Below are 15,065 nucleotides of genomic sequence, written 5' to 3'. Positions count from 1 at the left end.
CTCCTGGTCGGGCCGGTCGCCCGGCGCCGGTGCGATACCGGCGCCACGCGCTGTCCGCGATTATGCCGATTCTTCGGGCGTGCGTGCGGCGGGCCAGTCGGCGGGAATGGCGGTGCCGCGGAGGCCCGCGTCGGCGGCCAGGGCGACGGCCTCGTCGCCGAAGGGGTTCACGCCGGGGCCCTTGGCCAGCGAGTGCGCGATCAGCACGTGCAGGCACTTCACCCGGTCGGGCATGCCGCCACCGGTGAAATCGGTGCCGAGCGACTCGATCTCGTCGCGTTCGGCCAGGTAGCTCTCGTGCGCGGCACGGTAGGCCGCGGCCAGCTCGGGATCGGCGGCGAGGCGTTCGGTCATCTCGCGCATCACCCCGGCCGACTCCTGCCTGCTCGCCTCGGCGGTCAGCCGGGGGTCGGTCAGGTAGTAGAGGGTGGGGAACGGGGTGCCGTCGGGCAGTCGCGGCGCGGTCTTCACCACGGCGGGCAGGCCGTCGGGAGTGCGGTAGGCGACGGCGAGGACACCGCGCGGCTCGCGGCCCAGCTGCTGGGCGATGATCTCGAGGTCGCGCTCGTTCGGTGCGGTCACCTTGGTCCTTCCGGGGCCGGTTCGGAGATGCTGCGCCACAGGTCGGTGTACCAGGGGTCGGGCGCCGCTGTGCGGGTGCTCATCGGCGGCGGCGCCGGTGCTTCGATGCCGGGAATCTGCACGATGTAGGGGGTTTCGCCGGGCATCACCAGGCGCAACCGGTCGCGGGCCTCGGAGCGGATGTAGGCCGGGTCCTGCTGCTGGGCCCGGCGGTCACGCAGGGCGGCCAGATCGGCGTCGAGTTCCGCGCGCTGCTGGGCCAGCGCGGCCGCCTCGGCCCGCTGACTGAAGTAGGTGCGGGTCGGCACGGCCAGGGTCAGCGCCAGCCCGCACAGCACGGCCGCGAGGATCACCGCCTTGCCGGTCGAGAGACCGAGGATGGTGTGCTCGCTGCGCTCGAGCTTGCCGGTGGGCTTGCGCTTGCCCGTCGTCGCGCCGGTAGCGGACTCGGGGCGGCGCCGGGTGGTGCGTTTGGCCGCGGCGGGGCGGCCGGGGGCGTCGAGATGACTGGGGCGGGAGCGAGCGGCCCGCGACGTGCGGCGGTCGCCTCGTCCACCCGGACTGGTTCCACGCGCACGTCGCTCGGTCATTCGCTACCGCCCCGTCATCTCACTGCCTGTCTTGCGGTACTGCTGCTGCTCAGAACTCGCCGGTGAACCGCGGGAAGGCCACGTCACCCGCGTAGCGTGCCGAGTCGCCGAGGGCGTCCTCGATGCGCAGCAGCTGGTTGTACTTGGCGACCCGCTCGGAACGGGCGGGGGCGCCGGTCTTGATCTGGCCCGAGCCCACCGCGACCGCGAGGTCGGCGATGGTGGTGTCCTCGGTCTCGCCCGAACGGTGCGACATCATGGTCTTGTAGCCGTTGCGGTGCGCCAGCTCGACGGCGTCGAGGGTCTCGGTCAGGGTGCCGATCTGGTTGACCTTCACCAGCAGCGCGTTGGCCGCGCCCTTGGCGATGCCCTCTTCCAGGCGCTCCGGGTTGGTGACGAACAGGTCGTCGCCGACCAGCTGCACCTTGTCGCCGATCGAGTCGGTCAGCGCGACCCAGCCGTCCCAGTCGTCTTCCGACAGCGGGTCCTCGATGGAGACCAGCGGGTAGCGGGTGAGCAGGTCGGTGTAGAACTCGCCCATCTCGGCGGCGGTGCGGACCTTGCCCTCGAACTTGTAGCCCTCGCCGGGGGTGTAGAACTCGGTGGCGGCCACGTCGAGCGCGAGCGCGACGTCGGTGCCGAGCTTGTAGCCCGCGCGCTGGATGGCCAGGCTGATCAGGTCCAGCGCCTCCACGGTGCCCGCGACATCGGGGGCGAAGCCACCCTCGTCACCGAGACCGGTGGACAGGCCCTTCTCCTTGAGCACGGCCTTGAGCGAGTGGTAGACCTCGGTGCCCCAGCGCAGCGCCTCACGGAAGGTCGGGGCGCCGATCGGGGCGACCATGAACTCCTGGACATCGACGCCGGTGTCGGCGTGCGCGCCACCGTTGAGGATGTTCATCATGGGCACGGGCAGCACGTGGGCGTTCGGGCCGCCCAGGTAGCGGAACAGCTCCAGGCCCGAGGACTCGGCCGCGCCGCGGGCCACGGCCAGCGAGACGCCGAGCAGGGCGTTCGCGCCGAGGCGGGACTTGTCGGGGGTGCCGTCCAGATCCAGCAGGACCTGGTCGACGGTGCGCTGCTCGACGGCGTCGAGGCCGATGATGGCGGGCGCGATCTCGTCGAGGACGCCCTCGACGGCCTTGGTGACACCCTTGCCGTTGTAGCGGTCGCCGCCGTCACGCAGTTCGACGGCCTCGTGCTCACCGGTGGACGCGCCGGACGGAACGTCCGCCCTGGTCAGGGTGCCGTCGTCGAGGGCGATCTCGACCTCGACAGTGGGATTGCCGCGCGAATCCAGAATCTCGCGCGCTCCGACCTGTTCGATGATGGCCACGAAAACGACTCCTTACGACTGAAAGGCACGGTAGGTCTCACGGGATGGTCCGTGCGGTGCCGAGCCTATCGTCTCGGCGTGACGTGGAGTAACCGGCACTCCGGCCGGCCGGTAACTACACGCGGCGGCCGATGCTGTAGGTCGCGGCCCGGTCGCGCACGACCCGCATGTACTTGTTCGACTGGTTGTAGGCGAACAGGGCGCGCTGCCAGCCGTCGGCCGAGGTCAGGTCGCCGCCGCGGACGCACAGGTACCGCGCGGCGGTGAGGGCCGCGTCGTCGATGTTCTGGGGGTCGATGACCCCGTCGCCGTTGGCGTCGACACCCCAGCGCCGCCACGTCTCGGGGATGAACTGCAACGGACCGACCGCCCGGTCGTAGGTGGTGTCGCCGTCGAGGGTGCCGCCGTCGGTGTCGCGGATGTCGGCATTGCCCCTGGTGCCGTCCAGGGCGACCCCGATGATCGCCGGACGCACCGTCCCGTCGGCGTCGACGCCGGCGCCGCGGTGTGTGCCGTGCCCGCTCTCGACGCTGGCGATCCCGGCCAGCGTGGTCCAGGCGATCCCGCACTCGGGCTTGGACCGGGCCAGCACCGCCGCCGCGTACCCGTAGGCCTCCAGCGCCACCGGCTCGATCCCGACCGACCCCGACTGCTCGTCGGCCCAGCCACGCAACTGTTCGGCCGCCCGCCCCGGCGCGTCGACGTCGATCGCGGGCAGCGCGGCACCGGGACCGGGCGGCATGTCACCGGGAATCGACGCGAGCGAGCTACACCCCGCGAGCAGCGCGGTCACCGCCACGGCGGCGAGCACGCCGACTTTCTGCACAGACACCCCACCCATCATCCAGGTCACCGACACCTCTGGCACCTCTCACAGCGACTTCTCAGAGTGCGGTGGGACCGCCTCGTCGCACCCTCCCGCGCGAAAACGCCTGCTCGCGAGCGGTTCAGCCCAGCAGTGCCGCGGTCGCGGGGTGGGCCGGATCAGCGAAAACGGCGGCTGGGGTGCCGGATTCGACGACCCGGCCGTGGTCGAGCACCACGAGTTCGGTGCAGTGCGTGGTGATCAGCGCCAGGTCGTGGCTGATCAGCACGAGGGCGGTGCCGCGCGCGGCCCGCAGGTGGTCGAGCAGGGTCATGATCGCGGCGGCGGTGGCGCCGTCCAGGGCGGTGGTGATCTCGTCGCAGATCAGGACGGCCGGGTCGGCGGCCAGGGCACGGGCCAGGGCGACGCGTTGACGTTGTCCGCCGGAGAGTTCGTGCGGATGTCGGGCGGCCAGCTCGGTGGGGAGTTCGACCGCGGTGAGCAGGCATTCGACGCGGCCGCGCAGCTGCGTCTTCGGCACCCGGGCGATCCGGCGCAGCGGACGCGCGAGGGTCTGTTCGACCGTGCGGCGGGGATTCAGTGCCGCGAGCGGGTTCTGGGTGACCAGTTGAATACCCCGGGGAGCCGCCGTGATTCGGCGTCGGCGATCGACGGTGACGCGGGCTCCGGCCACTTCGAGCGAGCCCGCACCCACGTGCAGTCCCGCGATCACCCGGGCGAGCGTCGTCTTGCCCGCACCCGACGGACCGACCACCGCGAGCGCTTCCCCGGCGCGGACGGTGAAGTCGACACCGGCGAGGATCTGATGTCCGTCGGCGACCGCGCCGATTCCCTCGACGCGCAGGGTCGGCGGCTCGGTTCCCGCGGCCGCTACGGCGGTCACCCGACCGATGCCGGCGGACCCTGACGGACCGGGCTGATCCGCCCTCGGGCGCTCGATCGGTTCCAGCCCCCGGTACCGCGACACCGGCGCACCGCCGGACCCTACGCCCGAGAGCACGGGCTCCTGTGGTGCCTCGACGCGGTCGGCCCCGGCCACGGCGAGGTCGGCGTCGCCGGGAACGTCCGGCGACGAGTCCTGGCCTGCCGACGCGGCGACGGCCACGGGTGCGGGGCTGCGCCCGGAGCGGCTCACCCGATCAGCTGCCGGGTTGCCGTGGTGCCCGGGTGCCGTGTCGACCGGCGACGCGCCGTCGAGGACTGGCGCACCCCCCGGCGGGTGCACCTCGACCACGGTGTCGGCGATGGCGTGCACGGTGGTCGTGTCATGGCCGGACAGCAGGACTGCGGTGGACGCACGGGCGGCCAGATCGGCGATGAGGCGGGCGATGTCGGTGCGAAGGGCGCCGTGCAGGCCGGCGAGAGGTTCGTCGAGGACGAGGACCTGGGGTTTGCGCAGCAGGGCGCGGGCGAGTGCGACCCGGCGTTGCTGGCCCCCGGACAGGCGGGCGCAGCGGCGGCGCAGGTGGGTGGCGTCGAGGCCGACGAGTTCGAGGGCGGCGCGGCGCTCGGCGTCGGTGGCGGTGGGCGCGGCCTCGGCGAGCAGGGCGCGCACGCGCAGGAGCGGGTTCAGTTCGGAACCGGGATCTTGGCCGACGTAGGCGACGCGCGTGCGCCGGAACTTCCGCAGCGCACCGGAATCGAGCGTGAACACGTCGTGCCCGGCGACCAGCACCGCCCCTTCCTGCCTGGCACCGGCGGGAAGATGACCGAGCAGCGCGCGCATCGCGGTCGACTTGCCCGCACCCGACGGCCCGGTCAGCGCGGTCACCGTCCCGGCCTCGAGCCGGAAGGACAACGGCGCCAGCAGGATGGCACCGGTCTCGGCGATCACCGTCAGCCCCTCGACGACCGCGGCGTCCCCGGCGTCGACCACCGAGATCCCACACTCCTGACCCCCTCCACGCCGCTGTCCCGGCGCGCGGTCCGCGGAATCGGTGGACGACGTACGGCTCACCTGCGCACCGATCGCGGTCCGGCGGCCGGGTTTGCGCGCTCCCCCACCCGTGACCACCAGGTTCACGCCGACCGCGACGACGGCGATGGCCGCGCTGGGCGCGAGCACCGCCCAGGGGTTGAGCAACAGTCCGGAGGCGTTGTCGCGCACCATGTTCGCCCAGTTGTCGGCGTCGAGGGCGGGCAGGCCGAGGAAGGAGACGGTGCTGACGAGGTAGATGGCGACGACGAAGCGCAGGCCGAGCTGGGTGGTGAGGACCGAGCGCAGATTGGGCAGGATTTCGCGGAAGACCAGGTGTGACAGCGACTCTCCGCTGGCGATCGCGGCCTCCACATAGCCACCGGCGGCGATGGTGGCCGCCGCGGCGGCGAAGATCCGGGCGCAGTACGGGACGCCGAAGAGCAGCGAGACCCCGATCAGCGCGGCCACGCCGCCCTGCGGCCACGCGGTGAGGACGAGCAGGATGCCCAGCACCGCGGGCAACAGGATCACCAGATCGCCGCCGAGCTCGATCACCGCACCCGCGCGGGGCCGGACCGCGGCGATCGCGCCGAGCACCGCGGACAGCACGGTCACCGCACCCGCGATCACCGCCGCGACCACCAGCAGCTCGGTGCCGCCGGTGAGCAGATGGCTGAGCACATCCCGTCCGAGCCGATCGGTCCCGAGCACCGCTCCCCCACCCGGCGGAGCGAACGGCATCCCCACCGCTCGCTCCGCCGGGTAGGGCGCGAGCAGTGGTCCCACCACCGCGACGAGCACCACCAGCCCCACCCCGGCCGCCGCCGACCACCGCCACCATCGGGACCCACGCGGCGTTGGCACCGGCCGCGCATCGCCCGACCCGGAATCTTGCTCGCGAGAACTCACCACACCTCCTGCGCTCGAGGACTGCCACGGTGCGGGATCTCGCGTTCGCCGCGGTTCACCGGCGCCTCCTGTGGTTCGCGCACCACCACGAGGCGTGGTGGCCGAAACATCCGCTCCCCGTGGCTCATCGCGTGCCGCCCGACGCCCAGGTGCGCACGAAGTCGGCGACAGCGAGCAGCATCATGATCACGATGGCCGTGAGGGCGACGACCGCGGCGACGGTCGCGGTGTCGCGGTCGGCGACCGAACCGGCGAGGACCGCACCGACGCCGGGATAGTTGAACAGGGTCTCCACGACCAGCGCGCCGCCGAAGAGCATGCCGACGGAGGTGGCGTAGCCGGCGACGATGGCGGGAGCCGCGAAGGGCAGCATGTGCCGCAGCAGCACGGTGCGCGGCGCAAGGCCCTCCAGCACGGCGTTCTCCACGTGGGGCGCCGTGGCGACATCGAGCAGCGCCGAGCGCACGACGCGGGCGTTCCAGCCGATCTGCGGTATCGCCAGCGCCAGCACCGGCAGGACCAGCATCTCCGGTCCGGCGGGGAACCCCGAACGATCGGTGATGGTGACGGCGGGCAGCCAGCCGGTGGCCAGTGAGAACACCAGGATCAGCAGTGTGCCGCAGACGAATTCGGGCACGGCGACGGCGACGGTGCTGGCCGGTTGCAGCAGCCGCGCCCCGAACGCGGTCGGTCGCAGCGCCCACCAGCAGCCCAGCGCCAGCGACACCGTGACGGTGAGCGCCAGCGCGATGCCACCGAGCAGCAGCGTCTGCGGGAACTTGTCGGCCAGCAGATCCCCGACCGAGGTGCCGCGCGCGGTCTGCCCGAAGTCACCGGTCAGCACGCCGGTGAGCCAGTGCCAGAACTGCACCGGCAGCGCGCGATCCAGGCCGAGTTCGTGTTCCTTCGCGGCCAGCTCGCCCTGCCCGGCATCGCGGCCCAGCGCCGACCGGGCCGCGCTGCCGGGCAGCAGGTCCACCGCGACGAACACGATGGCCAGCAGCGCCACGAGCAGCGCGATCCGCCGGAGCAGCGGCAGGGCGAAGGTCCGCACGACGGTCACGCCAGCCAGGCGCGTTCCAGCTGCACGCGAGCGAAGCCGCCGAGGGTCGGCAGGCCGCGCACCGGTGCGGCGGCGATGTCGACGCCGTCGGCCATGCCCCACACCAGATAGCCGCCGCGCTCGAACTCGATGCGCTGGATGTCATGGCAGGCCTTGGTGAACTCCGCGCCCGAGGACGCCAGCGCCTTCGCGGTCGCGGCATCGAATTCCGGGTCGCGGAACGCGGTTTCGTTGCGGTTGGTCGTGGAGGTCATCAGCTTGTCGGCGAAGAAGAGCACCGAATCGTTGGTCCCCCACGACACCGTGTACAGCGGGGCGTTGAGCCAGGTCGTGTCATAGAAGGCGGCGGGTTCGACCACCTGCACGTCGAGCCGGACACCGATGTCGGCGAGCTGGGCGGCGATCACCTTCGCCGACTCCACCTCGCCCGGCACCTCGGCCTTGGTGACGAACGGGTAGCTGCGGCCGGTGTCGAAGTTCGCCTCGCGCAACAGGGTCTTGGCACGCTCGACATCCCGATCGCGGCGCGCGAGCGCGGCGTCGTAGAGCGGGTCGGCGGTGCCGAGGACATCGCCTGCCACGGTGCCGTAGCCGGAATGCACCTGGTTGACCAGCGCGGTCCGGTCGACGCCGAGACGCAGCGCGGTGCGCACCCGCGCGTCGGCGAACGGTCCGTCGGCGGCGCGCATGGCCACGCCGAGCATGGTGTCGTTCGCGCGCCGGACCACCTGCAGGTCGCCCCGGGTCGCGGCGGTGCGGCCCGCGATGGCGCCGACATTGGAGGCGAGGTCGATCTGCCCGGCCAGCGCGGCGTTGCCCAGCGCGGTGACGCTGTCGAACATGGTCACCTCGATCGCGTCGAGCAGCGGCGGGGTGCCGTGCCACTGCTCGTTGCGGACCAGCCGGGCGTTGCCGCCCTGGTAGGACTCGAGCCGGAACGGGCCGGTGCCGATCGCGGCGGCGAAGTCGGTGGTGCCCTGCGGCACGGTGAAGGTCATCAGCCGCAGCAGCAGCGGCAGTTGGGCATTGGGCGCGGCGACGGTGAACACGACGCGGTTCGGCCCGTCGGCGACGATGTCGTTCTCGGCCACCGGCATCTTCGACGCGCCACCGACCGAACGCAGCCTGCGCATCGACCACACGACGTCGTCGGCGGTGACGGGCGCGCCGTTGTGGAACTTCGCGCCCTCGGCGATCGTGAAGGTCCAGCGCCGGTTGTCGGCGGAAGCCTCCCAGCGCGAGGCCAGTCGCGGCGCGACGGTCGGGTCGGCGCCGGGGACGGTCAGCGCGTCGTAGACGAGCGAGGCGATCAGGAAGTCGCTGTCGTTGCTGAGATTGGCGTGCGGGTCGCGTTCGGCGCGGGCGGTCGTGCCGAGCGCGCCGACCCGCAGCGTGCCGCCCTGCTTCGCGGGCCCGTCGGCCTCGTCGTCGCTCGTGCACGCGGCTACCAGAAGTAGTGCGGTGACGCCGAGCCCGGATTGCAGGAGCTGCCTGCGCGTGAAACCCATCGTGTTCCTCCCTCGAACCGCGTGCGCCGCACCACTTCTCCTGGCGCCGCAAACTAGGCGAGGCTAGCCTAAAACAATCGCCGGCTGGGGAGCTTCCCGGCGACCGTCATCGAACCGCAGCCCGTCCCGGGACCCCGGATGATCTCCGTTTCGTCCGTTCCGGTAGAACTCTGCGTTATATGAATCAGCTATTTCTCGGACAACACATTAGGTAAGTCTTGCCTAATCAAAGCACAGGCACTACCTTCGCACATCGAGTCTGAAGTTCACCCGCGTTCGACCGATGCGAAGAAGGGATGGCCGGTGAAAAGCGTTCTGTCCGAACGTATGACGCTTCACCTGCACGACATCGAACATCGCGAGCTACCCCCCGACGCCGCCTCGGCCGTCCGTGCGCTCGCCACCGACATCCGCCACCGATTAGGTGACGAACCCCACACCGACACCCTGCACGACCCGGTGCTGCTGGCCCAGATCGAGGAGCGGGTCGGCGAACTCCCCGCCGCCGTGCGCCACGCCGTGCGGCCACCCGCCACCGCCGCGGGCGCCACCGTGGTGCGCGGGCTGCCCGTCGACGACGCCGAATTCGGCCCGACGCCGCCGCACTGGCAGGCCGCGGCCACCGCCGCCGCCGATCCCGGACACACCGGCTCGCTGGACCTCGACATCGCCATGCTGCTGCTGGCGCGGTGCGCGGGCGAGCCGTTCGGGTGGGCGGGCCAGCAGAACGGCAGACTGGTCAACAACATCCTGCCCGCCGTCGGCCACGAGGACGAGCAGTCGGGCGCGAGTAGCTCCACCCTGCTCAGCCCGCACACCGAGGACGCCTTCCACGCCGCCCGCGCCAATCTGCTGATGCTGACCTGCCTGCGCAACCCCGACCGGGTGGCCACCACGGTGTCGTCGGTCGGTCAGGTCCGCCTGGCCGAGGACGACCTGCGGACCCTGGCCGCGCCGACGGTGCCGATCCTGCCCGACGTGTCCTACGGCACCGGCTTCGATCAACCCGCCCCGGCGCTGCCGACCGTGTGGTTCGACGAATCCGGCAGTGCCACACTGCGTTACGATCCGGCCTACACCCCGCTCGACGACGCCGACCCGACGTTCCGGGCGGCCTATGCCCGGCTCACCGCCGAGCTCGCCAGGGTCTGCCACGCGCCCGCGCTGGCACCCGGGGAGATCCTGCTGGTGGACAACGACGTCGCCGTGCACGGGCGGGTCCCGTTCCGCGCGCGCTACGACGGCACCGATCGCTGGCTCAAGCGCGTCAACATCCGGTTGCCCGAACGTCGCAGGCGCGCGCAGGAGTCGTCCGAGAATGGGTATGGGCAAAGGTTGGTCGCGCCGTTCCGGGCGAGCACCGATCGGACGGCAGAGCGGGGCAGCACAGATGAACGAGGATCCGTTGAACAACCGTGACCGGAGCATCCCGCTGCGGGTGCTCTCCCGCAGCGACCTGGCCGACGTGCCGATCACCCCCGCCGAGGTGGTCCGGGCCGTGGAGGAGGCGTATCTCGCCTTCGCGGCAGGCGAATCCGACAACCCGCGCAAGCTGAGCGTCGCCGATCCCGGCGGCTCCTCGGTGTCCTACGCGATGCTGGGTCGCGACGGCAGGCGCCGGGTGGTGGCCATGAAGACCTCCTACAAGTTCGATCCCGGCCACGACCGCAGCACCAAGCGGTACTACACCACCATCACGCTCTACGACGACACCACCGGCGCACCCATCGCGATGATGGACTGCGCTCGGGTCGGCGCGTTACGCACGCCCGCGGTCTCGGCGTTGCTGGTGCGCGAGACCGTGCGGCGCGGCGCGGAGAGCGCGCTGCTCATCGGCACCGGCACCCAGGGCCGCAACGCCCTGCCGCATCTGCTGGCGGTGAATCCGCAGCTGCGCAAGCTGATGGTGTTCGGCACCCACCCCGAGGGGCTGGCGGCGGTGCACGCGCACCTCGCCGACGCGGTGCCGCACGCGCTGCTCGAGGTCGTCGACGATCCGTACGCGGCCGCGGCCAACGCCGATGTGGTGCTGGCGACGGCCGGACCCGGCACCGAGGTGGCGCTCGAATCCGCCCATCTGGCACCGGGTTCGGTGGCGGTGCTGGTCGGCTACGGGCTCGCGCCCTCCACGCTGGTCGACGCCGATCGGGTGGTCGCGACCAGCGCCGCGCAGATGGCACTGACCGGCACCGACATGGTCGGACCGGACGGCACCCTGCGCAGCGTCGACGCCGAACTGCCGCAGATCCTCACCCGCAGCGCGCCCGCGCGGCGCAGCGAGGACGAGAAGATCTTCGTCTACAACAGCGGGCTGGTGCTCACCGATATCGCGGTCGCGCACGCGCTGGCGGCCCGTGCCATCGCCGAGGGACGGGGTGTCGAGGTGCCGTTGTGGGACTGACGGACACAGCGTCCGGTGGCGGCGTCGGCGGTTCTGCCGTCGACGTCGCCGTCCCGCGTCGGGTGGACGCACCGGCCACCGCCCGTCCCGGCACGACCGCCGACCGGCCGAGTCACTGCGCGCCACCGATGCCCGCGCCGATCGACGCGCTGGAACAGCGGCTGATCGACGATCCGCAGCTGCTCGGTGACCTCGCCGACGCCGTCGGCGGACCGTTCCACGTGCTGTACCCCGACCGGGTCGCGCTGAATATCACCGCTTTCCACACCGCGTTCACCCGCGCCGGGGTCGACGGATTCGTGTACTTCGGGAAGAAGGCGAACAAGGCCGCGTGCGTGGCCCGGGCCTGCGCCGAGAACGGGGCCGGCATCGATGTCGCCAGCACCGGCGAGCTGGTCGCGGCCCTGGCGCAGGGCGTGCGCGGCGAGGACCTGATGGTGACCGGGCCCGCGAAGTCCGACGAGCTGCTGTGGCTGGCGGCGCGGCACCGGGCGCTGATCGCCGTCGACGCGCTCGACGAACTCGACCGGCTGCGCGCCCTCGCGCTGCCCGCCCGCATCCTGCTGCGGGCGCTGCCCGAGGGCTCGACGAGTCGCTTCGGACTCGACCCGGCCGAGCTGGAACAGGCCATGCAGGTGGTCGACGGCCGGATCACCTTGTCCGGCTTCAGCTTCCACCTGTCCGGCTACGACGCGACGGCCCGGGCCGAGCAAGCGATCACCCTGGTCGGACACTGCCTGCGGGCCAGGGCGCACGGGCATCCGGCCGACACGATCTCGATCGGCGGCGGCTTCGGGGTCGACTATCTGGCCGCCGAAACCTGGGCGGAGTTCCGGGACACCCTGAGCGAGAGCTGGTTCCACGCCGACCCGCCCGCCGGTGGCTACTACCCGTACCACTTCCCGGTCCCCGGCGCGGACATGCTCACCGCAGTCCTGGCCCACCACGATCTGGCCGGGCTGGTGCGCGACAACGGCATCCGGCTCGCGGTCGAACCCGGCCGCGCGCTGCTGGACCGGGCGGGCAGTTCGGTCTTCCGGGTGCAGGGCGTGAAAAGGCGTACCGCGCACGGCGATCCGTACGACATCCTCACCGTCGACGGCACCAGCCTGAGCCTGTCCGAGCAGTGGTTCGCCAGCGAATACCTGCCCGATCCCGTGCTGTGGCCCGCCCACCCCGGCGACCGCACGCCCACCTGTGTCGGCGCCACCACCTGTCTGGAGTCCGACCTGCTGAGCAGGCGGCGCATCCCGCTGCCTCGCCGCGCCCGCGTCGGCGATCTGCTCGTCTACCCGAACACCGCCGGGTACCAGATGGACTCCAACGAGTCCCCGTTCCACGAACTCCCGCTCCCGCCGAAGGTCGTGCTGCGCGCTCGCGGCGACCGGCTGCGCTGGAGTATGGACGCCCGCTGATCCACCCGAGCTCCCAATCCGATGGAGGAACACCCCATGGCTCTCGTCACGCGCGTGACGGATCTGATCGGCCGCACTCCGCTGTTCGAACTCGCCGTCACCGACTCCGGAACCCGGCTGCTGCTCAAGCTCGAGCAGTTCAACCCGACCGGCGCCGCCAAGATCAGAATGGCCCGCTCGATGGTGCTCGACGCGGAGCGGCGAGGTTTGCTGCGCGATGGCGGGCATATCATCGAGTCGACGTCCGGGAACACCGGACTCGGCTTGGCGGTGGTCGCGGCCGAACGTGGCTATCGATTCACCGCCGTGGTCGACAACCACGCCTGTAAGGACAAGTTGCGCGCGATGCGGGCCATGGGCACCGACCTGGTGTTCGTCGCCGACGACGGTGACGACGAGCTGGCCACCTCGGCCCGGGAGGATCTCGCCGAGGCGATGGCGGCCGCCCGCGACGACGCCTACTTCACCGAACAGCACAACAACGACGCCAACGCGGTCGGCTACTACGCGGTGGCCGAGGAATTGCTGGCCGAGGTCGAGCGGGTCGACATCCTGCTCTCCGCGGTCGGCACCGGCGGCTCACTGTTCGGCACCGCCACCCGGTTGCGCGAACTCGGCAAGCCCGCCCGGGTGATCGGCGTGGAACCGGTCGGCTCCATCGCCTTCGGTGGCGAGGGCGGGCCGTACTGGCAGTCGGGCACGGGCACCCCGCCCGGCGCGACCATCGGCACCGCCGTGGACTACGCCCAGCTCGACGAAGGCGTGAAGGTCAGCGATACCGACGCCTTCGCCACCGCGCGCGCTGTCGCCAGGACACACGGTCTGCTGATCGGCGGTTCCGCGGGCGGTTCGGTGCACAATGCCTTGGCGCGGCTCGCGGAATTCCCGGCTGGGTCGACCGTGGTGACCATCGTGTGTGACGGTGGCGAGAAGTATCTCGATACCGTGTTCGACGACGATTGGATGGCCGCGCGCGATCTGCTCGACCCCGCCGCCGAATGCGAGGTCACCACCCTGCTGCGCCGCTACTCGCCGCTGCGGCGACACGACGAACTGATGGAGGTCAGGTGAGCGCGAACGCGCGCGGAACGAACCGCGGAGTGGGTGGGTGAGTACGCGGCCCACCGACAGCAGCGCGCTGGCGAGGCTGGCGACGCCGATCGCGCTCACCCAGCTGGCGCAGATCGCGGTCTCGACCACCAACTTGGCGTTGATGGGCACCCTCGGCGTGCGCGAAGTCGCCGCGGGCGGCCTGGCGCTGGTGCTGTTCAACCAGATCCGCACGATGTGCGTCGGGTTGATCACCGGCACCGGTAATCAGATCGCGGGTGCGCTCGGCGCCGCGGGCAAACGCGGCGACTCCGCCGACGACGAGATCCGCGGGGTGGTGCGCGCCGCGTTCGTCATCGCCACCATCGCCGGTCTGCTCGGCGGCGCCCTGCTGATCGGGCTGGGGTGGATACTGCCCTGGCTCGGGCAGGACGAGGGCGTGCTCGCCCTGGCCCGGCCGATGATGATCGCGCTCGCCCCCGGACTGCTGCCCTGCCTGTGGTTCCAGGTCTTGCGGCAGTACACCGTCGGCATGCAGCGCCCGCAGGCGCTGCTGCTGGTGACCCTCGGCTCGGTGGCGCTGAACCTGGTGCTCGCGCTGACCTTCATCCACGGCTGGGCCGGCGTCCCCGCGTCGGGCCTGACCGGCGTCGGCATCGCGACCTCGCTGGTCTTCCTGATCACCTTCGGCGTGTTCTGGGCCATGGTCGCTCGCGACCATCGCCTCGGCCCGACACTGCCGCGCACCCCGTGGCCGGTGCGCTGGTCGATCGTGCGCGAGGAACTACGCCTGGGCACCCCGATCGCGCTGACCTACGGGTCCGAGGCGGGGATGTTCTCCGTGCTGGCCCTGGTCATGGGCAGTTTCGGGCCCGCCGCGCTGGCCGCGCACAATGTGGTCTACCAGATCATCTACATCGTGTTCCAGGTCGCGATCGGCATCTCCCACGGCGCGTCGATCCTGGTCAGCCATGCCGTTGCGCGCGACGAGTACAGCCACGCCAGGGCACTGGCCTGGCTGGCGCTGCGCCACGCGGGCGTAGTCGCCGCCGTCACCGGCGCGGTCTACGTGGTCGCCCCGAACCTGGTGCTGGCCCCGTTCCTGGACTCCGGCGACACCGACACCATCGCGATCGCCCACACCCTGCTGCTCATCGGCATCGTCCTGCAATTCTTCGACGCCGCCCAGAACATCGGCACCGGCCTGCTGCGCGGCCTGAAGGAAACCTCGGCGGGCTTCCGGCTGTCGCTGATCGGCTACTGGGGCGTCGGCCTCCCTGCCGCCCTCCTGTTCGCCTTCCCGCTCCACCTGGGCGCGGCAGGCGTCTGGTGGGGCCTCACGGCCGGCCTGGCCACCACAGCCGTGCTGATGCTGCGCAAGTACTTCGCCCTGCTCGCTCAGGCGAGTACGGCGCAAACCGTGCGTGTGCCTGCCAGACAATCGCATTGACGAGCCCCCCGCCCCGA

General features: G+C 71.5%; 12 protein-coding genes. 5 read left to right on the top strand and 7 right to left on the bottom strand.

The annotated features are described in order from the left end of the window. Positions 1–60: 60 nt before the first annotated feature. From ACIO52_RS03945 to ACIO52_RS03915, 7 genes are all read right to left on the bottom strand, one after another. The gene (locus tag ACIO52_RS03945) at positions 61–582 is read right to left on the bottom strand and encodes a DUF501 domain-containing protein (RefSeq protein WP_218719458.1); all 522 of its coding nucleotides are present in this window, start codon (positions 580–582) and stop codon (positions 61–63) included. Further along, positions 579–1,172, bottom strand: a complete 594-nt coding sequence (locus tag ACIO52_RS03940) for a septum formation initiator family protein (RefSeq protein ID WP_316576055.1) — start codon at positions 1,170–1,172, stop codon at positions 579–581. The genes ACIO52_RS03945 and ACIO52_RS03940 overlap by 4 nt, the downstream gene beginning before the upstream one ends. Positions 1,173–1,221: 49 nt before the next feature. Next, a complete protein-coding gene (eno, locus tag ACIO52_RS03935; protein WP_218719456.1) occupies positions 1,222–2,508 on the bottom strand; it encodes a phosphopyruvate hydratase in 1,287 nt (428 codons plus the stop codon). A gap of 115 nt (positions 2,509–2,623) precedes the next feature. Further along, complete coding sequence (locus ACIO52_RS03930; RefSeq protein ID WP_316576366.1) at positions 2,624–3,349, bottom strand: lytic murein transglycosylase; 726 nt, start codon at positions 3,347–3,349, stop codon at positions 2,624–2,626. Between the two features lie 106 nt (positions 3,350–3,455). Continuing rightward, a complete protein-coding gene (locus ACIO52_RS03925; protein ID WP_402641469.1) occupies positions 3,456–6,116 on the bottom strand; it encodes an ATP-binding cassette domain-containing protein in 2,661 nt (886 codons plus the stop codon). 169 nt (positions 6,117–6,285) lie between these two features. Continuing rightward, positions 6,286–7,224 (bottom strand): ABC transporter permease, encoded by a 939-nt coding sequence (locus ACIO52_RS03920; RefSeq protein WP_402641466.1) that lies wholly within the window; start codon positions 7,222–7,224, stop codon positions 6,286–6,288. Further along, on the bottom strand, positions 7,221–8,732 hold the full coding sequence (locus ACIO52_RS03915) for an ABC transporter substrate-binding protein (RefSeq protein ID WP_402641463.1): 1,512 nt from the start codon (positions 8,730–8,732) through the stop codon (positions 7,221–7,223). Before ACIO52_RS03915 ends, ACIO52_RS03920 begins: the two co-directional genes overlap by 4 nt. Positions 8,733–9,059: 327 nt before the next feature. Here ACIO52_RS03915 and ACIO52_RS03910 point away from each other — a divergent pair, with 327 nt between their 5' ends. The 5 genes from ACIO52_RS03910 to ACIO52_RS03890 are packed head-to-tail and all read left to right on the top strand — an operon-like array spanning position 9,060 to position 15,048. Further along, complete coding sequence (locus ACIO52_RS03910; RefSeq protein ID WP_402641460.1) at positions 9,060–10,151, top strand: TauD/TfdA family dioxygenase; 1,092 nt, start codon at positions 9,060–9,062, stop codon at positions 10,149–10,151. Then, positions 10,123–11,133 carry an ornithine cyclodeaminase family protein gene (locus tag ACIO52_RS03905; protein WP_218716045.1) on the top strand — a complete coding sequence of 337 codons (1,011 nt, stop codon included), beginning with the start codon at positions 10,123–10,125 and terminating at the stop codon, positions 11,131–11,133. The genes ACIO52_RS03910 and ACIO52_RS03905 overlap by 29 nt, the downstream gene beginning before the upstream one ends. Next, entirely contained in the window at positions 11,124–12,548 is a 1,425-nt protein-coding gene (locus ACIO52_RS03900; RefSeq protein WP_402641457.1) for a Y4yA family PLP-dependent enzyme, read from the top strand. Before ACIO52_RS03905 ends, ACIO52_RS03900 begins: the two co-directional genes overlap by 10 nt. 36 nt (positions 12,549–12,584) lie before the next feature. Beyond that, positions 12,585–13,619: a PLP-dependent cysteine synthase family protein gene (locus ACIO52_RS03895; protein WP_218716043.1), complete on the top strand. Its 1,035-nt coding sequence runs from the start codon at positions 12,585–12,587 to the stop codon at positions 13,617–13,619. A 37-nt stretch (positions 13,620–13,656) separates the two neighbouring features. Next, a complete protein-coding gene (locus ACIO52_RS03890) occupies positions 13,657–15,048 on the top strand; it encodes an MATE family efflux transporter (RefSeq protein WP_402641453.1) in 1,392 nt (463 codons plus the stop codon). Positions 15,049–15,065 lie beyond the last annotated feature (17 nt).

Origin of the sequence: Nocardia sp. NPDC087230 (assembly GCF_044744725.1) — a bacterium.
Classification (GTDB): domain Bacteria; phylum Actinomycetota; class Actinomycetes; order Mycobacteriales; family Mycobacteriaceae; genus Nocardia; species Nocardia canadensis.
This window is presented reverse-complemented; position numbering and strand designations above follow the sequence as displayed.

Excerpts from the sequence above, each read along its gene's own strand:
- ACIO52_RS03940 (WP_316576055.1), bottom strand. The coding sequence starts at position 1,172 with ATGACCGAGCGACGTGCGCGTGGAACCAGTCCGGGTGGACGAGGCGAC.
- ACIO52_RS03915 (WP_402641463.1), bottom strand. The coding sequence starts at position 8,732 with ATGGGTTTCACGCGCAGGCAGCTCCTGCAATCCGGGCTCGGCGTCACC.
- ACIO52_RS03895 (WP_218716043.1), top strand. The coding sequence starts at position 12,585 with ATGGCTCTCGTCACGCGCGTGACGGATCTGATCGGCCGCACTCCGCTG.
- ACIO52_RS03930 (WP_316576366.1), bottom strand. The coding sequence starts at position 3,349 with ATGGGTGGGGTGTCTGTGCAGAAAGTCGGCGTGCTCGCCGCCGTGGCG.
- ACIO52_RS03905 (WP_218716045.1), top strand. The coding sequence starts at position 10,123 with ATGAACGAGGATCCGTTGAACAACCGTGACCGGAGCATCCCGCTGCGG.
- ACIO52_RS03910 (WP_402641460.1), top strand. The coding sequence starts at position 9,060 with ATGACGCTTCACCTGCACGACATCGAACATCGCGAGCTACCCCCCGAC.